This window comes from Streptomyces azureus (assembly GCF_001270025.1).
In the GTDB taxonomy this organism is placed as follows: Bacteria; Actinomycetota; Actinomycetes; order Streptomycetales; family Streptomycetaceae; genus Streptomyces; species Streptomyces azureus.
Genome location: NZ_DF968325.1, coordinates 16,867 through 38,025, shown reverse-complemented (window position 1 = coordinate 38,025; position 21,159 = coordinate 16,867). Strand labels below are relative to the sequence as shown.

Annotated in this window: 16 protein-coding genes; 9 read left to right on the top strand and 7 right to left on the bottom strand. The window is 73.1% G+C overall.

Annotated elements, in window-relative coordinates; all coding sequences use genetic code 11:
- Positions 1 to 8: 8 nt before the first annotated feature.
- On the bottom strand, positions 9 to 1,229 hold the full coding sequence (locus AOQ53_RS23875; protein ID WP_059420292.1) for a sensor histidine kinase: 1,221 nt from the start codon (positions 1,227 to 1,229) through the stop codon (positions 9 to 11).
- 208 nt (positions 1,230 to 1,437) lie between these two features.
- Between AOQ53_RS23875 and tnpB the strand changes: the two genes are divergently transcribed.
- The 3 genes from tnpB (at position 1,438) to AOQ53_RS23860 (ending at position 6,239) form a co-directional block, all read left to right on the top strand.
- Positions 1,438 to 2,901, top strand: a complete 1,464-nt coding sequence (gene tnpB, locus AOQ53_RS23870; RefSeq protein ID WP_078945464.1) for an IS607 family element RNA-guided endonuclease TnpB — start codon at positions 1,438 to 1,440, stop codon at positions 2,899 to 2,901.
- 186 nt (positions 2,902 to 3,087) lie between these two features.
- Positions 3,088 to 3,861: an ABC transporter ATP-binding protein gene (locus AOQ53_RS23865; protein WP_059420291.1), complete on the top strand. Its 774-nt coding sequence runs from the start codon at positions 3,088 to 3,090 to the stop codon at positions 3,859 to 3,861.
- Entirely contained in the window at positions 3,858 to 6,239 is a 2,382-nt protein-coding gene (locus AOQ53_RS23860; RefSeq protein WP_059420290.1) for an ABC transporter permease, read from the top strand. Before AOQ53_RS23865 ends, AOQ53_RS23860 begins: the two co-directional genes overlap by 4 nt.
- A gap of 30 nt (positions 6,240 to 6,269) precedes the next feature.
- Here AOQ53_RS23860 and AOQ53_RS23855 read toward each other — a convergent pair whose 3' ends face one another.
- From AOQ53_RS23855 to AOQ53_RS23845, 3 genes are read right to left on the bottom strand one after another with little or no spacing between them, the layout of a single operon-like run.
- The gene (locus AOQ53_RS23855) at positions 6,270 to 7,718 is read right to left on the bottom strand and encodes a hypothetical protein (RefSeq protein ID WP_059420289.1); all 1,449 of its coding nucleotides are present in this window, start codon (positions 7,716 to 7,718) and stop codon (positions 6,270 to 6,272) included.
- Complete coding sequence (locus AOQ53_RS23850) at positions 7,715 to 8,167, bottom strand: hypothetical protein (protein WP_148640372.1); 453 nt, start codon at positions 8,165 to 8,167, stop codon at positions 7,715 to 7,717. The genes AOQ53_RS23855 and AOQ53_RS23850 overlap by 4 nt, the downstream gene beginning before the upstream one ends.
- A gap of 5 nt (positions 8,168 to 8,172) precedes the next feature.
- On the bottom strand, positions 8,173 to 9,012 hold the full coding sequence (locus AOQ53_RS23845) for a glycoside hydrolase family 16 protein (protein WP_059420286.1): 840 nt from the start codon (positions 9,010 to 9,012) through the stop codon (positions 8,173 to 8,175).
- A gap of 287 nt (positions 9,013 to 9,299) precedes the next feature.
- On the opposite strand from AOQ53_RS23845, the gene AOQ53_RS23840 reads away from it, so the two are divergent.
- The gene (locus AOQ53_RS23840; RefSeq protein ID WP_059420285.1) at positions 9,300 to 13,148 is read left to right on the top strand and encodes an nSTAND1 domain-containing NTPase; all 3,849 of its coding nucleotides are present in this window, start codon (positions 9,300 to 9,302) and stop codon (positions 13,146 to 13,148) included.
- A 6-nt stretch (positions 13,149 to 13,154) separates the two neighbouring features.
- On the opposite strand, the gene AOQ53_RS23835 is transcribed toward AOQ53_RS23840, so the two are convergent.
- Together AOQ53_RS23835 and AOQ53_RS23830 are read right to left on the bottom strand one after the other, a co-directional pair.
- A complete protein-coding gene (locus AOQ53_RS23835; RefSeq protein WP_059420283.1) occupies positions 13,155 to 14,069 on the bottom strand; it encodes a hypothetical protein in 915 nt (304 codons plus the stop codon).
- A gap of 132 nt (positions 14,070 to 14,201) precedes the next feature.
- Positions 14,202 to 14,582, bottom strand: coding sequence for an ArsR/SmtB family transcription factor (locus tag AOQ53_RS23830; protein ID WP_059420281.1), 381 nt, complete (start codon positions 14,580 to 14,582; stop codon positions 14,202 to 14,204).
- A gap of 97 nt (positions 14,583 to 14,679) precedes the next feature.
- Here AOQ53_RS23830 and AOQ53_RS23825 point away from each other — a divergent pair, with 97 nt between their 5' ends.
- Entirely contained in the window at positions 14,680 to 15,888 is a 1,209-nt protein-coding gene (locus AOQ53_RS23825; protein WP_059420279.1) for an MFS transporter, read from the top strand.
- A gap of 136 nt (positions 15,889 to 16,024) precedes the next feature.
- On the opposite strand, the gene AOQ53_RS23820 is transcribed toward AOQ53_RS23825, so the two are convergent.
- Positions 16,025 to 16,579 carry a DUF4232 domain-containing protein gene (locus AOQ53_RS23820; RefSeq protein WP_059420277.1) on the bottom strand — a complete coding sequence of 185 codons (555 nt, stop codon included), beginning with the start codon at positions 16,577 to 16,579 and terminating at the stop codon, positions 16,025 to 16,027.
- A gap of 285 nt (positions 16,580 to 16,864) precedes the next feature.
- On the opposite strand from AOQ53_RS23820, the gene AOQ53_RS23815 reads away from it, so the two are divergent.
- The 4 genes from AOQ53_RS23815 (at position 16,865) to AOQ53_RS23800 (ending at position 21,155) form a co-directional block, all read left to right on the top strand.
- Positions 16,865 to 18,325 (top strand): transcriptional regulator, encoded by a 1,461-nt coding sequence (locus AOQ53_RS23815; protein WP_063888946.1) that lies wholly within the window; start codon positions 16,865 to 16,867, stop codon positions 18,323 to 18,325.
- A 24-nt stretch (positions 18,326 to 18,349) separates the two neighbouring features.
- Positions 18,350 to 18,898, top strand: a complete 549-nt coding sequence (locus AOQ53_RS23810; RefSeq protein ID WP_059420274.1) for a GNAT family N-acetyltransferase — start codon at positions 18,350 to 18,352, stop codon at positions 18,896 to 18,898.
- Positions 18,899 to 18,908: 10 nt separating this feature from the next.
- Positions 18,909 to 19,820, top strand: a complete 912-nt coding sequence (locus tag AOQ53_RS23805) for a LysR family transcriptional regulator (RefSeq protein ID WP_059420338.1) — start codon at positions 18,909 to 18,911, stop codon at positions 19,818 to 19,820.
- A 165-nt stretch (positions 19,821 to 19,985) separates the two neighbouring features.
- Positions 19,986 to 21,155 carry a CaiB/BaiF CoA transferase family protein gene (locus AOQ53_RS23800; protein WP_059420272.1) on the top strand — a complete coding sequence of 390 codons (1,170 nt, stop codon included), beginning with the start codon at positions 19,986 to 19,988 and terminating at the stop codon, positions 21,153 to 21,155.
- Positions 21,156 to 21,159 lie beyond the last annotated feature (4 nt).

The window sequence follows — 21,159 nt, the reverse complement described above, 5'->3', positions numbered from 1 at the left end:
CTCCGCTCTCAGGAGGGTGGGCCGGCGCACGGGATCTCCGCTCTCAGCAGTGTGGGTCCGCCGGGCGGGCTGGACAGGAGCATTCTGCCGCCGGCGGCGGCGATCCGGTCGGCGAGGCCGACGAGGCCCGTGCCGCGAGCGGGGTCGGCGCCGCCGGAGCCGTTGTCCTCGATGTCGAGGCGGAGCACGCCGTCGCGGCAGCGGGCGGTGACGCGGCAGCGGTCGGCCCCGCTGTGCCGGGCGATGTTGGTGAGGGCCTCGGCGGTCACGTAGTACGCCGTCTGCTCGACGGCGGCCGGCAGCCGGCCCGGGAGGTCGAGGGCGAGGTCGGTGGGGATCGGGCAGCGCCCGGCGATGTCCCGTGCGGCGGCGGGCAGTCCGCGTTCCGTCAGGATCTGCGGGTGGATGCCCCGGATCAGTTCGCGCAGCTCGGTGAGCGCCTCCTTGGCGAGGGCGTGGGCCTCGCCGACCTGCTGCGCCGCCGCGCTGCCGGGCGGCAGGTCGAGGGTGGCCAGGCCCAGCTTCATGGTGAGGGCGACGAGCCGCTGCTGGGCACCGTCGTGCAGGTCGCGTTCGATGCGGCGGCGTTCCGTCTCGAAGGCGTCGACGAGGCGGGCCCGGGAGCGTACGACCTCGCGCAGTTCGCGGTCCTTCGGGAAGAGCACGGCACGGCCCACCGCGGCACGGACGGCGGCCCACGCCCCGATGGGATACGCGGCCACGGGCAGCAGCAGCGCGCCCGCGACCGGGCCCGCCACGGTCTGCCAGGCCACGGCGGTGGGCTGGAAGGGCGTCAGGAGGAGGAAGCCCGGGATGCCGAGCGAAACCAGGGCGACGGCGAGGTCCAGCCAGCCGACCGCCAGGACGGACACGGCGCCGTAGCCTGCGGTGCGCGTACTGTGCCGCGGCCGCTGCCGGTCGCCACTGCCGCCGCCGTCACCGCCGTCACGGTCGCCCCGGTCGACGAGAGCGAGGCGGCGGCGTTCCAGGGGACCGGCGAGGGCGACGGCGAAGACCACCAGCGCCCCGGCGCAGAGCACCCTGGCGAACGAGCCGATGGGCGCGGTGAACAGCCCGGCCACACCGAGATAGACACCGGTCGCGAACACCCCGCCGGACAGCAGGTACCCCAGTGCGCGCCACGGCCAGGCGGTACGGAGAAACCCCAACGGGCTGCGGGTGAGGGCCTCCAGGACCGTTCGAGGGCTGACGGCTGCCGCGCGATCCATCAGTACGTCTCAGCCCCACTCGGCTTGTGGCGTGACGGCGTGAAGCTCTCCGACAGAGACCGTGCGTCATGGCGTGCCCTGCCTTGTAGTGGCCCTGGTCTTTGCCCCGTGGACGGAAACGAGTGTTCCCTCATCGAATGCGTGACCTTTGCGGGCGCTGTGCGTTGGATGCGGTGAGGGAATCTTCGAACCGGGGGGAGGCTGCCGAGTGGGTGGGAAGTTCAGGGCGCGGCCCGGCTGCGTGGTGCAGGCCCACAGGTTCGCTCTCGATCCGAACGCCGGGCAGGAGCGGGCGCTGCGCTCGCACTGCGGTGCCGCTCGTGCCGCCTACAACTGGGCCGTGTCCTGGGTGACCGCCTCGTGGTGGCAGCGCAAGGCCGAAGCCACCTATGGCATCGGCGAAGAGGAGCTGACGCCGTGGCGGCCGTGGTCGCTGCCCGCGCTGCGCAAGGAGTTCAACCGGGTCAAGACCACCGAGGCGAGATTCGCCGACTGGTGGCAGGAGAACTCCAAAGAGGCCTACAACACCGGCCTCGCGAACGCGGCAGCCGCGTTCGACAACTACGCCAAGGCCAGGCAGGGCAAACGCAAGGGATGCCGGGTGGGTGTCCCGCGCCGGAAGCCGAAACGCAAGGCCCGACTGGCCTGCCGGTTCACCACCGGCACGATCCGCGTCGAAGCGGACGGCCGGCACGTCACTCTGCCCCGCCTGGGCACGATCCGCACCCACGAACCCACCGTCAGGCTCCTGGACCGCATCCAGGCCGGCACGGCGCGCATCCTGTCCGCGACCGTCCGGCATGAGCGCGGGCGCTGGTTTGTCTCCCTCCAGACCGAGACCGCCCGGGAGATCACCCGCGTTGCCCGCCCGGATGCGGCGGTCGGGATCGACCTGGGCGTCAAGCACCTCGCCGTCCTGGCCGACAGCTCCGGCGAGATCCGCTACGAGCCGAACCCGAAGCACCTGGACGGCACCTTCAAGCTGCTGAGGTTCCACTCCCGCCGTGTCTCCCGTCGGCAGGGACCGGACCGCAGGACCGGCCAGAAGCCGTCGAAGCGGTGGGAGAAGGCCAACCGCGAGCGCAACAAGCTCCACGACCGGGTGGTGAACCTGCGCACCGACGCCCTGCACAAACTCACCACCCGCGTGCGCGCCGAGTACGGCACCGTAGTGGTCGAAGACCTCAACGTCGCCGGAATGCTCCGCAACAAACGACTCGCGCGCCGCGTGGCCGATGCCGGATTCGGGGAGATCCGGCGCCAGCTCACTTACAAGGGCAGGCGCAACGCCTGCCCCACCATCGTGGCCGACCGCTGGTACCCCTCCTCCAAGACCTGCTCGAACTGCGGCGCAACGAAAGCCAAGCTGCCGCTGCACGTGAGAGTCTTCGACTGCGACGAGTGCCCGCTGGTGATGGACCGGGACGAGAACGCAGCCCGCAACCTGGTCGCCCTCGCGGCGGCCTGCACCACTGGTACCGGAGTGGCCGGAGACCAGGGCGCCGACACGGCGCCGAAGCCCCGTGGAGCCGACCGTAAGACCCGCTGCCAACGCCCCGGCCGGAACACCGGCCGGGGCGGGCGGGCAGGTGGCGCAAGCCTGCCGCACCAGCGGCGGAAGGAAACGGGAGACCGTCGTCAGGACACCGAAGCGCCACTCGCGCTCTGGTGACACCGTCACGGACCTTCCAGACGGAAACGCCTGGATTGCTGAGAGACGCTGAGGCTCTGAGTAACGGGTGGTCACGCGGTCGACCGTAGCGGCGCCGGGGGACGGAGGCAGTAGTGCCAGGTGGAGTATCGGCTCTCGCCCAGGCGGCAATGTGCCGGGCGGGGCCCCCGTCGTTGTCTTGAGGGCATGACCACAACGAACACCACTACGGGACAAGGCGCTTCGGCCCCGCTTCCCGTCCAACTCCGGTCGCTGACCAAGTACTACGGCACCGGCGACCGCGCCGTCACCGCACTCGACGACGTCACCCTGGACTTCGCGGCCGGGACGATGACAGCCGTCATGGGCCCCTCCGGCTCCGGCAAGTCCACCCTGCTGCACTGCGCGGCGGGCATCGACCGGCCGAGCGCCGGCGAGGTGCTGATCGGCGGTACGGAACTGGGCGGGCTGGACGAGAACGCGCTCACGGTGCTGCGCCGGGAGCGGATCGGATTCGTCTTCCAGGCGTTCAACCTGGTCTCGGCTCTGACCGCCGCGCAGAACGTCGAACTGCCCCTGAGGCTGGCCGGGTCACGCCCCTCGCCGGACGAGGTGCACGCGGCACTCGCCGCGGTGGGGCTCGCGGACCGGCACGGACACCGGCCGAGCGAACTGTCCGGAGGCCAGCAGCAGCGTGTCGCGATCGCCCGGGCGATGATCGCCCGGCCCGCGGTCCTCTTCGCCGACGAGCCGACCGGCGCACTGGACAGCACCGCCTCGCGGGTCGTGCTGCGGCTGCTGCGGGACCTGGTGGACAGCCGCGGACAGACGGTCGTGATGGTGACGCACGACCCGGCCGCCGCGGCGTACGCGGACCGGGTGCTGCTGCTGGCCGACGGCCGGCTCGCGGACGAGCTGCCGGGCGCCGAGGGCGCCGAGGCGATCGCGGCGCGGACGGCCGCCCTGGAGGTGCGGCCGTGATCAGCCTGGCGACAGCGAGAGAGCGGTGGACCTCCTTCCTGGGGTCCTTCGTGGCCGTGGCGGTGGGCGTCGCGGTCGTCACCATGAGCGCGCTGGTGCTGCTGTCGGACGGTACGGGAGTGCCGCAGCGGCTCGCGGGGGCGCCGGTGCTGGTGCGGAGCCCGGCGGGGGCGCCGGCCGCCGGGGTGTTCACGGAGAACCCGCCGTGGGCGCCGGAGCGCGCCGGGGAACTGCGGCGGGAGCTCGGCCGGCTGCCGGGAGTGGCCGCCGCAGTGGCCGACCGGTCCTTCTACGCGCAGGCGCCCGGCAGCGATCAGCGCACGGGGGAGCGGCAGGGCCACCCCTGGTCGGCCGCGGCGCTCGCCGCGTACGGCCTGAGCACGGGCAGACCGCCGGCGGTGGAAGACGAGATCGTCGTGGACGACTCCCTCGGGCACCGGCCGGGCGAGCCCCTCACGGTGCTGACGGCGCGCGGACCGCAGCGCTTCTCGGTGTCCGGCACGATCGACGGCCCCGGCTACTACGTCACCGACCGGCGGGCCGCCGAACTGGCGGGTGGGGTACGGACCATCGGGCTGGTGCTCGATCCCGGCACCGACCCCGCCCGGGTCGCGGACGCCGCCCGGAACGCCGTCGGCGCTGACGGAACCGTCCTGACCGGTGCCTCCCGTGACGCGCTCGCGCCGAAGCAGGACGAGATGACCCGCTGGATCGGCGGCCAGGTGCTCACCGCCATGGCGCTGCTCTCCGCCTTCGTCACCGTCTTCAACGTGTCCTCGACGTTCGCGTTCACCGTCGCCCAGCGGCGCCGCGAGTTCGGCCTGCTGCGCACGATCGGCGCGACACCGCGGCAGGTGCGGCGGCTGGTGTACGGCGAGGCCCTGGCGGTGGGCGTCGTCGGCGCCGGGGCGGGGGCGGTCGCGGGAGTCGTCATGGCGCCCGCGATGACCGGGTTGCTGATCGACGCGGGCTTCCAGCCGGCCGGCTTCGAGGTGAGCATCCGGTGGTGGGTACCGGCCGCCGCCTGGGCCCTGGGCGTGGCCGTGGCACTGGCCGGAGCGGGTGCGGCGGCACGTCGGGCCTCCCGGGTGAAGCCGCTGGAGGCGATGCGGGAGGCCGCGGTGGACAGCGGGCCGATGACCCGCCGCCGGTGGGTCACGGGGCTGGCGGCGACGGGCCTGGGCGCGGCCTGCTCGGTGGGTACGGCCGTCGCGGGGGCCGACGCCATGGTCCTGTTGGTCCTGGGCGCGGCCATGGGCCTGACCGCCGGACTCACCCTCCTCCTGCCGGTGTTGACCCGGCCCGTGATCGGGGCGCTGACCCGGCCGCTCGCCCGGCGCCCCGGTGCCACGGCCGTGCTCGTACGCGAGAGCATGCTCACCTCGGTGCGCCGCACCTCCGCCACGATCACCCCGGTGCTGGCGACCGTCGCCTTCGCCGTGCTGATCACCAGCGCCGTGCAGACCACCCAGAGCGCCGGCACCACCCGGCAGGCCGCGGCCGTACGGGCCGAGGCGGCCGTCGTGCCCCGCGGCACACCGGGCCTGTCGGACGCCGCGGTCGACCGGGTCGGGGGCACGGCGCTGCTGTCGACGACGGTCTACGGCGGCGTGGGCAGGGCGGCCCTGTCGGCGGCCGGGGTGACGCCCGGGTTCGAGCAGGCGTTCCGGGCGCGGGCACCCCGCGGGAACACCGTCGTCGTCACCGCCGCCGTGGCCGCCGCGCACGGCTGGCAGGAGGGCCGTACCGCCACCCTCACCTTCGAGGACGGCCGCACCCGGCACCTGCGCGTGAGAGCCGTGCTGGACGACTCGATGCCGTACCAGGTGTTCCTGCCGCGTGAGCTGGTACGCGCCCACGACCCGTCGGCCCTCGCGGACGTCGTCTACCGCACCACCGCCACACCTGCGCCGTCCCTCCCGGGACTCGGCGCGGAGGAGGTCCCGGTGGCGGTCCACGCGGCCTCGGACGACGCCGAGGAGGACCGGCTGGTGTGGCTGTTCACCCTGATCCTCGTCACCATCACGACGGGATACACCATGATCGCCGTCGCCTCCACCGTGCTGACGGCGACCGCGGGCCGGGTACGGGACCTCCGCGTCCTGCGCCTGTCCGGTGCGACACCGCGCCAGGTGCTGCTGACGCTCGCGGCCGAGACGTGCTGCGTCGTCGCCCTGGGCGCCGCCCTGGGCCTGGCGGTGGCCGCTCCCGCCCTGTTCGGCATGGCTCAAGGGCTGCGCCGGGAACTGGGGCTGCCGGTCGAGCTGTCGGTGGCCTGGCCCTGGCTCGCGGGCGTGGTGGCCGGCTGTCTGCTGCTCGCCACGGCGGTCACCGTTCTCCCGGCCCGGGCCGCGCTGCGGCGGATGCGGCGGGCGTGACGGGACGGACCGGGCCGGGAGGACGGGTGGTCACCGTCGGACGACCGGGCGGAACGCGTCCCGTACGCCGGACTTGGACGTCGACACGAACTGGTCGCCCGGCCCCAGGTCGTGCATGTAGTACTCGTAGCGCAGGACGCTCGGGCAGCTTCCGCCGCTGATCTGCACCGAGCGGGGGTCGAGGCGCTTACCGGTGCGCAGTTCGTAGACCTTCAGAGGGATCTTGACCTTGTAGAAGGTCACTTGGTGGGGCAGGTACTTCGACTTGTCGTTCTCGTAGGCGCAGGTCTCCACGGCGGTTCCGTTCTCCGCCGCCTCCGTGCAGACCACGAGCGCGGCCTTGGCCGGGTCGCCGGTGCGCCAGGAGCCGGGGAGCTTGTCGGTGTACTCGGAGTCGCCGAGGAACAGTGCGCGGTTGGCGCCCTTGCGGTACGGCGGGGCTCCGCTGTACTTCGCGGGCTTGGAGCAGTAGCCGGAGTCGGCGCCGTAGGTGTTCTCGACCAGGCCGCGCACGTGGTCCAGTTCGATGGCGAGGGTGGCCTTGCGGATGCCGTCGCGGGCCTCGCCGGTGCGGGCGTCGTCCGGGTAGGCGTCGAGGAGTCGCTGGTAGTGGGTCCGTGCCTGCTGCCAGGCGTCCTCCGTCATCAGCTGGTCGCCGCATCCCACCAGGGCGGCGGGTTCCGTGCGTGCCGCCGCGTCGGCGGAGCGGTCCAGGACGTCGTGGCCGGTGCCGCGGTCGCGGAGCCAGGCGGTGAGGGCGGCGGTGTCGCAGGAGTCGTCGGTGGGCAGGCCGTCGAGGAAGGTGTCCAGGACCGCCCTGACGGTCTGCTCGTTGCCGGGCTCGTTCAGGACGCCGGCGAGCGTGCCGAATCCCCGCCCCAGGTCCTCGGTGCTGCCACTGCGCGCGGCGCGGGCCAGGGTGGCCGCCGCCCCGTCCAGCCGGTGGCACGCCTGCACCACCGCGTCGCCGGGTTCCACCACCGGCGCGCCCGCCAGGCGGTGGCCCCACCACACCTCGCCCTGCGCGGCCACGGCCGCATTGCAGTCGCCTCCCTCGCGGGCCTCGGTCACGCGGTTCGCGATGCCGTACGCGTCGGCACGGAGCAGTACGGCGGTCAGGACCACCGCGAGCGCGAGGCCGAGCGTGCCCGCGCGCTGCCCGCGTCGTGCGGTCTGCTCCGGGCGGCGACGGGCCAGGAACCAGCCGTGGGCGATGCCGGCCGCCCACCAAAGGAGCAGCAGGACCTCGTACCAGGTCTCGGCGGTGGAGGCGGTGAGGTCGAGGAGCACGGCCGTGCCGAGCACGGCGACGGCGGCCAGTCGCCACTGGCCCAGCAGCAGATAGCCGATGCCGAGCAGCGTGGCGTTGCCGAGGGCCACCGCCGGCGGGTCGGCGGGGGACGCCCACGGGTGGGCGGGAGACGCCGGCGGGTCGGCGGGGGCCGGGGGCCGCGGTGGGTCGTACGCGGGGTAGGTCATGTGGTGGTCACCTCCGTAGCCGGGGCACGTACCGAGAAGTACCGACGGCCCGTCTCGCCGCTCACCGTCCACAGGGCCGCCAGGTCCGCGAACGCGACCAGGAACGCCGGGGGGCTGGGTGCCCCGGCGACCAGCGAGCCGACGGAGGCGAAGACCATCCCCAGGGCCGCGAAGGACAGGCACACGATGAGCACCACACGGACCCAGAGGCGGCGGCCCCGCGCCAGGACGACGCAGGCGACCTGGAGTGCCGCCAGGCCCCAGCAGAACAGCGCCAGGAACCAGGCCATGGCCATCGGCATCAGCAGGTCCTGCCCGTGGTCCAGCTTGCTCTGGTTCTCGTCGATGACCGCCCAGCCGCCGAAGACGTTGCCGAGCGCGTGTGCGCCGGCCAGGACGAGGACGAAGACCAGGGATTTCGGCATACGCGTCGTCGTGGAGTCCGGCATCGCGGTCACCTCGCGCTCTCGTCGTCCGGCAGGTCGTAGACCCGCGCCCAGTCCACTTCGTAGACGGCGCTCTGGAGGCCGTCCCCGTGGAAGTTGTCGAGCTGGATGGTCTGGTGCATCGACGGGGCGCACTGGATGCAGTCGCGGTCCGCGTTCGCCCCGCCGGAGAAGCGGAACCACTCCTCGCCGTCGATGAAGCCGCGCAGGTGGTCCGGGGTCCACTCGACGGCCACGTTGTGCCACTGCGACAGGTCCACGCCGCACTTGCGGGCGTGCTCCTGCTGGACGGGCACGTCCTGTGGGTGCGGGTAGTGCAGGAACGCCTCGGCGCACTGCTCTCCGGGGGCGCCGTTCTCCAGGTAGTCGTACTCGCCGTCCTCGGGGTGTTCGTTCGAGTCCGGCCACAGGATCAGCAGCGGGTGGTACGGCCGGCCGTGGTCGGGGGCGGTGGCCCGGGAGCGCACGCGGGCCTCCCATCTGCCGTACTTCCGGCCGTACTGCGAGGCGAGCCAGCCGCTGTCGCCGTCCGCCTCGCCGGTCATGCGCAGGACCCCGCCGACGACCCGGGTGTTGGCGTCGCAGCGGCGGCCGTTGTCGCTGTGGCCCGGCCAGCACTTGCCGGGACCGCCGCCGGCCAGGCGCCACTTGGCGCGGTCCGGTACAGCGGGGCCGGTCTCGGAGCCGTAGCCGAACTCGTCCGACCACGCGGGGAGCGGCTCGCCCCAGCCGTAGCGCTCTGCCGCCGTTGATGCCGAGTGGGGTGCCGTCGTCGCCGTGAGCGTCATCGTGAGTGCCGCCGCGCCCAGCCCCACGGCGAGGTGCCGGGTGCGATGTCGTCCGTGCATGGTTCTCCTCCAGCCTGTCGCGGGTGTGTGCGGACGCGGGGCGGCCCGAACCCTCCCCTCGCGGGGTTCGGGCCGCCGCCCCATGGCCCGTCCCGGCCACGTCCTTCGGCCATTCGACCGCCGTGCGCGGTTGTTCGGCTGGCCCCTCACCAGCACCGAACAACCCCGGGGCGCGAACCGGACCGAGTGGCCTGGAGGAAGCGTGAGGATCAGGTGAACGCCCGTGTCGCGGCGGCCGATACGGCCGATGGTCGGGGGAGGGCGTACGAGGTGAGGGGGACGGGTACGTGCCGGGACAATCAGGGCCGGGTCGCGCTGAGGGCGAGCTGGATCCGGAGGCCGGGCCGGTGCAGCGGTTCGCCGCCGGGCTGCGTGCGCTGCGCGAGGCCGCGGGCAGGCCCACGTACCGGGAGATGGCCCGGCGGGCGGGGTACGGGGTGACCACCCTGTCGCAGGCGGCGGCGGGCAGGCAGCTGCCCACCCGCGCTGTGACGCTCGCCTACGTCAAGGCGTGCGGCGGCGACCTCGCCGAGTGGGAGCGGCGCTGGCGCGAGGCGTCGGAGGAGGTGGCCGCCGAGACCGCCGCCGAGGACACCGCCCGGCCGCCCTACCGCGGCCTGACCCGGTTCGAACCGGGCGACGCCGAACTGTTCTTCGGCCGCGACCAGCTCGTGGAGCGGCTCACCGAGCTGAACCGCAAACACCGCTTCACCGCCGTCTTCGGCCCTTCCGGCAGCGGCAAGTCGTCACTGCTGCGGGCGGGCCTGATCCCCCGGCTGCGGGCGGCCGGCGGCGATGACGTGCCGCCCGCGGCCGTACGGATCCTCACCCCCGGCGCCGATCCGCTGCGCACGCACGCCGAGCGGCTGGGACCCGTACCGGACACCGACGCCGACACCTGGCTGATCGTCGACCAGTTCGAGGAGCTGTACACCCTCGGCGCCGACCCGGCCGACCGGGACACCTTCATCGACCGTCTCGTGGCCGCCACCGCAGCGGACAGCAGGCTGCGCGTCGTCATCGCGGTGCGGGCCGACTTCCTCGGCCGGTGCGCCGAACACCCCGGGCTCACCGCCGCGTTGCAGGACGCCACGCTGCTCGCCGGGCCGATGAGCCGGGCGGAACTGAGGGAGGCCATCGTCCGCCCGGCCGCCGCGTCCGGCCTGATCGTCGAACGCGCCCTGACCGACCGCCTCCTGGACGAGGTCGAGGGCGCCCCCGGCGGACTGCCGCTGATGTCGCACGCCCTGCTGGAGACCTGGCGCCACCGCAGCGGCCGGGCCCTGACCGAGACCGCGTACGAGGCGGCCGGCGGGCTGCACGGCGCCGTCGTCCGCACGGCCGAGCAGGTGTACGGCGAACTTACGGAGGCGCAGGCGGAGTTGGCGCGCCGCATCCTGCTGCGCCTCGTCGCGCCCGGATGGGGGTCCCCCCTGCTCGAGCGAAGCCGAGAGCTTGGGGGAGGGACCGCCGACACGCGCCGCCCCACCGACCACGCGGAACTCGACTTCGGCAACGCCACCGACACCCGGGTGGTCCTGGAACGTCTGGCCCGGGCCCGTCTCATCACCTTCGACGACGGCACCGCCGACCTCGCCCACGAGGCGCTCATCACCGCCTGGCCCCGCCTGCGCGCCTGGATCGACGCCGAACGCGACCGGCTGCGCGTCCACCGCGCGCTCTCCGAGGCGGCCCGCACCTGGCAGGACCTCGGGCAGGAGAACGCCGCGCTCTACGCCGGCTCCCGGCTGTCCGCCGCCCGCGACGCCTTCCCGGCGGACGGCGCCACCCCCGGCAGCGACGAACTGACCGCGCTGGAACGGCGGTTCCTCACCACGTCACTCCGCCGCCGGCACCGCGCCGCGCTCCTGCGCCGCACGGTCGTGGCCGTACTCGCCGCGCTCGCCCTGCTCGCCACCGGCACCGCCGTCGTCGCCCTCCAGGCCCGCGCCACCGCGCAGGCCGAACGGGACGACGCCGTGTTCGGGCAGCTCACCGCCGAGGCCGACCGGGTCCGCGACACCCACGCCGGGCTGGCCGCCCGGCTCGACGTGGCCGCGTACCGCATGCGCTCCACCCCGGACCTGAGGACCCGGCTGGCCTCGGACGCGGGCCGGGTCCTGGCCACGCGGCTGCCCGGCCACGACGGGACCGGCAGCTCCGTCGCGTACGCGCCCGACGGCCGCACCCTGGCCGGCGGCGGCCACGACGGCACGGTCCGGCTGTGGGACACCGGCGGCAGACCCCTGGGCGCACCGCTGCGGCTCGGGACGGACCGGGTCGGCGCGGTCGCCTTCGCACCGGCGGGCCGCGACCTGCTGGCGGCAACCGGCGACGGCGGCGTCATCCGCCTGTGGGACGTGCGCGACCGCGAGCACCCCCGCACCCTCGGCCGCCCGCTGGTGAGCCACGACGAGGAGAACATCGTCTCCGCCGCCTTCGCCCCCGACGGCCGCACCCTGGCCACGGCCGGCGACGACGGCACCGTACGCCTGTGGGACGTGACCGACCCGGCCCGTCCCGCGCCGCTCGGCGAGCCCGCCGCGGCCGACGACTCGGAGGACCGCAGCGTCCGCGCGGTCACCTTCGCCCCGGACGGGAACACCCTGGCGACGGCGGGCTACGACGGCACCGTCCGGATGTGGCGGTACGGCGGGAACGACGGCATCACACCGCTGGGCAAGCCCCTGCGCGCCCACACCGCCCCGGTCTGGACCCTGGCCTTCTCGCCCGACGGCCGCACGCTGGCCACCGCCGGCTTCGACGAGACCGTACGGCTGTGGGACGCGTCCCGCCCGGGCCGGCTCACGTCACTGGGCGAACCGCTCACCGGGCACACCGCGCCCGTCATGTCGGTCGCCTTCAGCCCCGACGGGGAGACCCTGGCGAGCGCGGGCGAGGACGACGCGCCCCTGTTGTGGAACGTGGCCAACCCCGCCTATCCACAGCGGCTCGGGGAGCCGCTGACCGGGCACACGGAGCCCGTGTGGGAGGTCGCCTTCAGCCCCGACGGCCGTACCCTCGCCAGCACCGGCGCCGACGGCGGCGTCCTGCTCTGGCACCGGCCGCCGACCGTCCTCACCGACTTCACCAACCCGGTGACCGCCGTCGCCTACAGCCCCGACGGCCGCCTGCTCGCCGCCGCCAGCACCGACGACGGGCTGGTCCGCCTGTGGGACGCGCGCCGCCCGGACCGCCCGCGCCGGCTGCCGCGGCCGCTCACCCATGAAGACCGGGTGCTGGCCGTCGCGTTCGCGCCGAACGGCCGTACGGTGGTCAGCGGCTCCGGGGACGGCACCGTACGCCTGTGGGACCTCTCCACGCCGGAACGCCCCGCCCCGCTCGGGGCGCCCGTGCGCGCACACGACGGGGGAGTCGACGCCGTCGCGTTCGCGCCGGACGGCCGCACCCTGGCCACCGGCGGCGCGGACGGCACGGTGCGGCTGTGGGACGTACGGCGACCGGAGCGCGCACGGCCGCTCGGCGCTCCGCTGCGCGGCCACACGGACGCCGTCACCTCCGTGGCCTTCGCCCGGGGCGGCCGCCTCCTGGCGACCGGCGCCGAGGACGCCACGGCCCGCCTGTGGCATGTGGACGGCGACGGGAGGCGGGCCCGGCCCGCGGGCGCCGCCCTCACCGGACACGACGAGTCGGTCGAAGCGGTGGCCTTCGCCCCGGACGGGGCGACACTGGCGACGGGCAGCGACGACCGTACGGTGCGGCTGTGGGACGTGCGGGACGTCGAACGGCGCGACCGCGCCCGGCCGTTGGGGGAGGAGCTCACCGGACACCGCGCGGCGGTCAGGGCCCTGTCCTTCGCCCCGGACGGCAAGACGCTGGCGACCGGCAGCGGCGACCACACGGTCCGCCTGTGGGACGTGTCCGACCCGGCCCGTGCCGAGCCGGCCGGCCAGGAACTCACCGGCCATCTCGACACCGTCACCACCGTCGCCTTCAGCCCGCGCGGCGACGCCCTCGCCTCCGCCGGCTACGACCTGACGGCGCGGGTGTGGACGCTGGACGAGGACCGCGCGGCGGAGTACGTCTGCGAGCACACCGGCGGGATCCTGACCCGGGCCGACTGGGAGGAGCATCTGCCGCAACTCCCCTACAGGGAGGTCTGCGGAGCGCGGTAGAGGTGCTTACGAGCGGGAGAACTTCAGCACGGCACCGTCCTTGTCGTGGGCGACGACGTTCGCTTTCAGGCCGTTTCCGAAACCGGCCTCACCGCCTCCGCCGCCGAGCTGCATCAGGGCGCCCCCCGACTGGAAGGTGACGGAGTCGTCCGCCACGGTGACGTGCACCTTCGTGCCCTTCGCCGTGATGTCCGCCGTGGAGGTCACCAGGACCTCGCACGCGCCGTCCGAGCAGGCCGCGTAGTTCTTGCCGTCCGCCGCCTTGGGCAGCGGGCCGGTGGGGTCGGCAGCGGGCGAGCCGCCCTCCCCGGACGACCCGTCGGGCTTCCAGCCCGGCGCGCACTGCTCGGCCTGCTCGTACGCCGCCGCGAGCCGCGGAACCCTCTTGGTCAGCGCGGGCAGGTCCGGCTCGGGCGGGGTGAGGGACTGGACCTGCTTGTCGACGTCCGCGGCAGTGCTCTCGGCGTACTCGAGGCCCACCGCCGGTGACTGGGCTCCGAGCTTGTCCGCGACACTCCTCACCTTCTTCCGCAGGGCGTCGCGCAGCCGGTCGGCCGCGGGAACGCCCGACGGACCGAGGGCCTCCAGGTCACCGGCCACGGTCTCCACGTCAGCCGGCGTCGTGGAGAGGTAACTGATGGCGCGGGCGTGGGCGAACATCCCGGTTTCATCGTCCGAGTCCCGGATCTCCTTCAGATCCGCGGCGCTCTCCTTGCGCAGGTTCCGGAGCGCGACCGTCGACTCACACATGTCGCCGACCCACTCCACGAGTTCGGACGACGGCGACGATGACGGCGACCCGGTCGGCTTCGGCTCGGCCGACGACTTGGCAGCCTTGTCGTCCGTCCCGCTCTCCCCGCAACCCCCGACGGCCAGCACCAGCCCGGCGACCACGCCCGCGACGCCCCTGCTCCTGCCCATCCGACGACCCCTCTCCGTGCTGCGGCCCTTCCCGGCGAGCCCAGTTCAGTCGCGGCACGGATTGTTCGGCCACCCGGTCCGCTGACTGAACAACGCGTCCGGGCGGTCGTCGGTGGTGGTTCTCGCGTCAGCTCAGGGCGTGTCCGGGGCCCACGCCGCCACCAGATCCAACAGGCCGGGGAAGCGTGCGTTGAGGTCGGCCACGCGGACGTGGCTGCGGCGCTCCAGCCCGTACTGGCGCTGGCGCGTGACACCGGCCTCGCGCAGCGCCTTGAAGTGGTGGGTGAGGGAGGACTTGGGGCGGTCGAGGCCGAACCAGCCGCAGGAGTGGTCGAACGCCTCCGACTCCAGCAGGAGCTTGCGCACGATCGTCAGGCGCAGCGGGTCGCTCAGCGCGCCCAGCACCGTCTCCAGGCGCAACTCCTCGACCGCGGGCTCGGGCAGCGGTTCCGGCAGGTTCTCCGGCTCCGGCAGCACCTTGATGACCGGCACGTCGTGAGCCGTCGCGGACATGGGCAGCTCCCTGTCATCCGAATCTCTTGTACGAGTTTCATCGTACTGCATGTTAGGTTCGAAAAAACTCGTACTGAGCTCGCCGGAGGAATCAACCATGCCGGAACGTCAGGCCGCCGCACCCCGTACCCCCACCTGGTGGGTGTGGCTGGCGGCGTGGCCGGTCACCGCCGTCTTCGTGCTCTCCAACGCGGCGACCCCGCTGTACGTGCTGTGGCAGCGCGACATCGGGTTCTCCAAGGGCACCCTGACCGTCGTCTTCGCGTTCTACATCGTCGGCCTGCTCGGGTCGCTGCTCGTCTCGGGTGTCGTCTCCGACCGGCTGGGACGCAAGCCCGTGCTGCTGCCCGCGCTCGCCCTCGCACTAGCCGCCTGCGCGATCTTCGCCACGGCCACGACCGTCACCGCGCTGCTCGTCGCCCGGCTGTTCACCGGGATCGCCGTCGGCGCCGTCGTCTCCGCGGGCATGGCCGCCGTGACGGACGTGGCGGGCCCTGAGCGCAGGCGGCTGGCCGCGCTGCTCGCCTCCTGCGCGATGGTCTTCGGGGCCGGCCTCGGCCCGCTGCTCGCAGGCGTGTTGTCCGAGACGCTGCCGGCGCCCACGGTGACCGTCTTCGCCGTCGAGGCGGTGCTGCTGGTCACGGCCGTCCTCGCCGTGCTGCGCATGCCCGTACGCCGTCCCGCCGCGCCCGGTGAGGGCGCCTGGGTGCGCGTGCCCGGGGTGCCGCGCGGCAACGGCGTCCATCTCGCCCTGGGCATCGCGGTGTTCGCCCCCGGCATCACCGCCACGTCCTTCGTGCTGTCGCTCGGCCCCACGCTGCTGACCGAACTGCTCGGCACCACCAGCCGGATCGTCTCCGGAGCCATGGCGTTCGTCATGTTCCTCGCGGCCACCGGCGTCCAGTTCGCCGTGCGGAAGCTGCCCCGGCGCACCGTCCTGACCGCCGGCGCGATCAGCACCACCCTCGGCACGGCCGCACTGATCGCCGCCGTGCCCGCCTCGTCCGTCGCCCTGCTCGTCGCCTCCGCCCTGCTCGCCGGGGCCGGCCAGGGCATGGGCCAGCTCGGCGGCCTCTCCCTGCTCAACTCCGCCGTCCCGCCGCAGCGACTCGCCGAGGCCAACGCCGCGCTGAACGTGGGCGGTTACCTCCCGGCCGGTCTCCTGCCGGTGTCCACGGGCTACCTCATGGACACCGTGGGCCTGCCCACCGGGGCGACCGTCTTCGGCAGCGTCCTGATGGGCCTGGCGGTCGTCGGCGCACTGGTCGTCTTGGCGGGCCACCGCCGGATCCCCGAACCTGCGTGACCGTCAGGCACCAGCGCCTGCCCCACGCGTCCTCGCGCGGCGGTGCTGGGACCGGGCTTCGGCAGGAAACACTTCTTCACGTGCTCGCGTCCCACGGCACCGCAACCACCGGCGGTGCCGTGGGACGCCAGACGGCTCAGCCGAACAGCGCGTCGTACACGTCGCTCTGCCAGTACGTGACGAAGTTGGCGCTGTTGAAGTACACGCCGCCGTTGGGCAGCGGCAGCGTCGCGCCCTTGCCGACCGAGCCGTTCTGCTGCTTGTTCGCGAAGTGCACGCCCAGGGTCTTGGCGATGTAGCCCTCGTCGCCGTCAGGGGAGGAGGTCCCGATGCCGGCGTACCCGGACTCGCCGGGAGCCAGGGTCACCACGGCCTGGGGCTTGCTGGAGTCCAGCCACGGGACGGGGGCCTGGGCGCCGGCGCCGGCGGCCAGGTAGGGCGCGCCGTAGAGGTTGCAGGGCTTGGTGCCGGTGTTGGTGGCCGTGAGCAGCAGGGTGTTGATGGGCCGGGGGACGTCCTTGACGGTCAGCTCCGTGTTCGCCGCGGTGCAGCTGGCGGTCACGGGGGCCTGCTGCGGGGTGGCGGCGGAGGCCGTCTGGCCCGCGGCCTGGACACCGACGAGCGCGAAAGCGGCGGCAGCGACCAGGGAGGAGGCGGCCACGCGGGTGGTGGAGCGCTGTGCGATACGCATGCGATGAACTGCTCTCTCTGAGTTTCGAGTTTCCTGAGTTCCGGATTTACGGAATGGAACGTTCCGGTTTATGGGTGTCGGTCGGACAGATGTGCGGCCGAAACCGGAAGTTGAGATCGGCGTCACCGCCCTCGAACGGGGCGGCGTGCTTGGATGACCCAAGCCTGTGCCACGCTCCGTCCCATCCGCCATTCCAACCGGACCTTTGGCACGCTGGGACGGCAGCACCGGCTCTGACCAGGGGGAACGTCCCACTCGTGGGATGCCGAACGAGATGGAGGACCAGTGGGGACGGCTGAGGAGACAGCTGATTTCGCTGCGCTTCTACGCGAGTTGAAGCAGCGTTCGGGGCTGAGCTACGAAGCTCTGGCCAAGCGGGCGCACATGAGCACGTCGACGTTGCACCGCTACTGCAAGGGGGAGGGGGTGCCGGCCGACTACGCGTCGGTCTCGCGTTTCGCGCGGCTGTGCAAGGCGACCCCGGAGGAAGCGGTCGAGCTGCACCGTCGATGGGTCGTGGCCGACGCGGCGCGGGAACGCTCCCGGCGGGCCGCGGCGAACAGGGCAGAGGAAGGGACTCCGGCCGCCGCGGGCCAGGACGGCGTGCCCCGACCCGGCTCCGAGCCGGAGGGGGCTCCCGGATCCGTGGCGGGACCTGGGGCCGACTCCGAGTCGGCTGCCCTGCCGGGATCCGGGGCGGCTGTGGTGGCGGAGCCGGGGGTGGCCGCGTCCGTACCGGGGACCGGGAGCCTGCCCGGATCCGGTGCGGAGGCACCACCGGAAGCGGGCGTGCCCACGCAGCGTCCGGTACGGCGCCGCTCCGGCTTCCGCAAGCGGCGGATCGTGGTCGCAGCGAGCACCCTGGCCGTGGTCGCCCTGACGACGGCGGTCCTGGAGAACATCGACACCGGCGAGGACCCGGGCGGCCGGCGCGTGCCCACCGTGGCCGGGTCCACCGATCTCCACGCACCGCACGGATCGGCGTCCCCGTCCACGTCCCCCTCGGCGCGGCCGAGCCGGTCTCCGGACTCCAGGACGCCGAGCACGAAGCCGTCGGGGCCGGCGTCGGCGGCGGAGTCGGCCGGCCACGGTGCGGCCCCGGCCCCGGACACCGTCCCGGACCCCGCCCCGGACGATGACCCCGTGCCGCTGACGGTGAGCGCCCGTGCCCACGACTGGGATGCCTACTGCGGGACGTTCTACATGGTCGACCGGCCCCCCGCCCAAGTCCCACTGCCACCGCCGACGGTGCGGGACGGCCCGAAATGGGCGAGCGATGTCGGTGCCGTATCCGCCGGGAAGCACCGTGTCTCGGTGACCGTCCAGGGCACCGGGGACAAGGCCGTGGTCATCGAGTCGCTGCACGTCCGCGTAGTCGGCTCGGCCGCGCCCTTGGCCTGGACCGCGTACGAGATGGGGTCGGGCTGCGGCGGAGGGGTGGAACCGAGGGAGTTCGGGTTGGACCTCGACGCGGCACAGCCCACAGTGGCGCCGAAGGGCGGCCAGCGCGGCTTCCCCTACAAGGTCAGCCAGTCCGACCCCGAGGTGCTGTACATCACCGCCCACACCGGCACCCGTGATGTGAAGTGGCAACTGGAGCTGCAGTGGAGCAGCGGTGGTCGCCAGGGGACGATAGAGATCACGGACGGCGGGAAGCCCTTCCGCACCACCTCCAAGACCGGCCGTCCGCACTACGTTTACGTGCCCGGCCAAGGCGGAGGCGAATGGGAAGCCTCCCGGCCGTGACCGCGCGCGTGCGACGATCCCCGGGTGAATGATCTACGCCTCCGCCCGGCCACCGAGACCGACCTGTCCACCCTCGTCCGTCTGCGCGACGGCGCGGCCCGCTGGATGCTGGCCCGCGGCATCACCGGGCAGTGGCGGCCGGGGGAGCTGGACGAGGAGCACTTCCGCCAGGTCATGGCCCAGGACGAGGTCTGGCTCGCGGAGGCCGAAGGGCGCGCCATCGGAGCCTGGGAGCTGTGGTGGGAGGACGAGGCCGCCTGGGGGCCGCAGCCGCCCGTGGCCGGGTACGTGCACCGGCTCATGGTGGACCGGTACGCCGCCGCGCCCGGCACGGGGCGGCTGCTGCTTCAGGCCGCGGAACGCCGGGTGGCCGAGGCCGGACGGACCCGCGTCCGCCTGGACTGCCTGGCGGGCAACGCACAGCTCAACGCCTATTACCAGGACGCCGGTTACCGCGTGGTGGGCCACAAGGAGGGCAAGCCGCAGCCGGGCGGGGCGCCCAAGTCCTTCACGCTGCTGGAGAAGGAACTCCCCTGCCCCACAGCCCCCAGGACCGCCGACCACACCGGTTAGGGTGAGCCGGGTGGAGCTCCTGCACCTGCGCTATTTCGTCGCCGTCGCCCAAGAACTGAACTTCTCCACCGCGGCCCGCAAACTGCACATGGCGGCGTCCCCGCTGAGCCGGCGGATCAAGGATCTCGAGAACGAGCTCGGACACCGGCTGTTCGACCGCGACACCCATCATGTGCGGCTCACCCCGGCCGGCAGCGCGCTGCTGCCGATCGCCCGCGGTGTGCTGGAGCAGGTCGACTCCATCCAGTGGCGGCTGGACGAGACGGCCCGGCCGCGGCGGACCACCCTGCTGCTCGGCGTCCCCAGCGGCATCCATCCGGACCTGCGGGAACGGATGGACGCCCTCGCCGAGCGGGTCGGCGACCGGTTCGAGATCAAACGCTGGCCGGGCGGCACCGAGCGTCTGGTCGACGCGGTGTGTGACGGCAGACTGGCGCTGACCCTGGCCCGGCTCCCGGTCGGCGCCGACCCGGCCCTGGAGCAGCTGCCGGTGATGTCGGAGCGGCTCGGCGCGGTCGTGCCCAGGGACCGTTTCCCGGGGCGGGAGTCGGTCGCACTGGCAGAACTGTCCGGACTCGCCTACGCGGGCTCGCCCACGGCCGTGACCAACGCGTATTTCCGCGGTCTCGACCAGCAACTGGCCGAACTCGGTATCAAGAAACGCATCGAAATCGGCAGCGCTACTTTCGACGGTGTTTCCGAGATAGTCTCCAGTGGCCTGGCATTCTCCATTTCCATGCTGGATCCGCGAAGCCCTGTTCAGAATTACCGTCTCGACAATGTGGCCGTTCTTCCCTTCTCGGATTTCCATCCCCGGCTGGAGACCGGTCTGCTGTGGCGCAAGGACCGGGCGCACGGCGGTGACCTGGAGGAAGTCGTCGCCGCCGCTCACGAGATCTTCGCCGAGCCGCTCCGCGCCTGACTCGGCCAAGCATTCGAAAAATATTCGCAAAGGCGGTATGACCACTGTGGTCATGCCGCCTTTCGTTCATTGGTCACTCCATTCGCTTCCGTTTTCCATTCCCCTCTTGCTAACTTAGTTTCCAGATACACACATACAGGTGAAGCGAGGAGTGGAAGGAAAACGATGACGGACATCAAGGACACCGTCGCCGGCCCCCTGGAGGGCGTCCGCGTGATCGACCTCTCGACCGTGGTGATGGGCCCCTACGCGGCACAGATCCTCGGCGACCTGGGCGCCGACGTGATCAAGATCGAGTCGCCCGCCGACACCGTGCGCGTGGGCCACTACCGCACCACGCCGGGCATGACCCCGCTGAACCTCAACGTCAACCGCAACAAGCGCAGCGTGGCCCTCAACCTCAAGGAGGAGACGGACCGGGAGCGGGCGCTGCGGCTGATCGACACCGCGGACGTGCTGATCACCAACATGCGGCCGGGCGCACTGCACCGCCTGGGCCTGTCCCACGACGACATCGCCGCCCGCAACCCGGGCCTCGTCTACGCGCACGCCCAGGGCTTCCGCAGCGACTCGGACCGGGCCGGCAACGCCGCCTACGACGAGACCGTGCAGGCCGCGTCCGGCCTGGTCGACATCGCCGACCGGGCGCTGGGCGAGCCCGTCTACCTGCCGACCATCATCGGCGACAAGGTCTCCTCCCTGACCATCGCCTACAGCGTCCTCGCCGCCCTGCTGCACCGGAACAGGACCGGGCAGGGCCAGCTCGTCGAGATCCCGATGACGGACACACTCATCGCGTTCAACCTCGTCGAGCACCTGGCGGGACACACCCACGTGCCCGAGACGGGCCCCACCGGCTTCGCCCTGTCGATGCTGAAGGGCCACAAGGCGGTGCGCACCAAGGACGGCCTGGCCTGTGTCATGCCGTACAACCCGCAGAACTACCGGGACTTCTTCACCGCCGCCGGACGCCCGGACCTCGCCGAGGACCCGCGCGTGAACGGGGACGCCATCGACAGCGCCGACCACGAGGACCTGGCCGCGCTCCTGGAGTCCTGCGCCCCGGCGCTGACCACCGAGGAGTGGGCGGAGGTGTGCGCCAAGCACAGCATCCCGATGGCCCCGGTGCTGGAACTGGACCGCGCCCACGAGGACCCCTACGTCCGCGACGGCCACCTGCTCGACACCGTCGAGCACCCGACCGAGGGCACGGTCCGCACGATCGGCATCCCGCTGCGCTTCTCCGCCACCCCCGGCTCGATCCGCCGTCTGGCACCGGTCGCCGGCCAGGACACCGAGGACGTCCTCGCCGAGCTCGACGCCGCCGCCCGCTGACCGT

Excerpts from the sequence above, each read along its gene's own strand:
- AOQ53_RS23830 (WP_059420281.1), bottom strand. The coding sequence starts at position 14,582 with ATGTCCGCGACGGCTCACGACGTGCCGGTCATCAAGGTGCTGCCGGAG.
- AOQ53_RS23850 (WP_148640372.1), bottom strand. The coding sequence starts at position 8,167 with ATGCCGGACTCCACGACGACGCGTATGCCGAAATCCCTGGTCTTCGTC.
- AOQ53_RS23825 (WP_059420279.1), top strand. The coding sequence starts at position 14,680 with ATGCCGGAACGTCAGGCCGCCGCACCCCGTACCCCCACCTGGTGGGTG.
- AOQ53_RS23875 (WP_059420292.1), bottom strand. The coding sequence starts at position 1,229 with ATGGATCGCGCGGCAGCCGTCAGCCCTCGAACGGTCCTGGAGGCCCTC.
- AOQ53_RS23835 (WP_059420283.1), bottom strand. The coding sequence starts at position 14,069 with ATGGGCAGGAGCAGGGGCGTCGCGGGCGTGGTCGCCGGGCTGGTGCTG.
- AOQ53_RS23845 (WP_059420286.1), bottom strand. The coding sequence starts at position 9,012 with ATGCACGGACGACATCGCACCCGGCACCTCGCCGTGGGGCTGGGCGCG.
- AOQ53_RS23855 (WP_059420289.1), bottom strand. The coding sequence starts at position 7,718 with ATGACCTACCCCGCGTACGACCCACCGCGGCCCCCGGCCCCCGCCGAC.
- AOQ53_RS23865 (WP_059420291.1), top strand. The coding sequence starts at position 3,088 with ATGACCACAACGAACACCACTACGGGACAAGGCGCTTCGGCCCCGCTT.
- AOQ53_RS23820 (WP_059420277.1), bottom strand. The coding sequence starts at position 16,579 with ATGCGTATCGCACAGCGCTCCACCACCCGCGTGGCCGCCTCCTCCCTG.
- AOQ53_RS23800 (WP_059420272.1), top strand. The coding sequence starts at position 19,986 with ATGACGGACATCAAGGACACCGTCGCCGGCCCCCTGGAGGGCGTCCGC.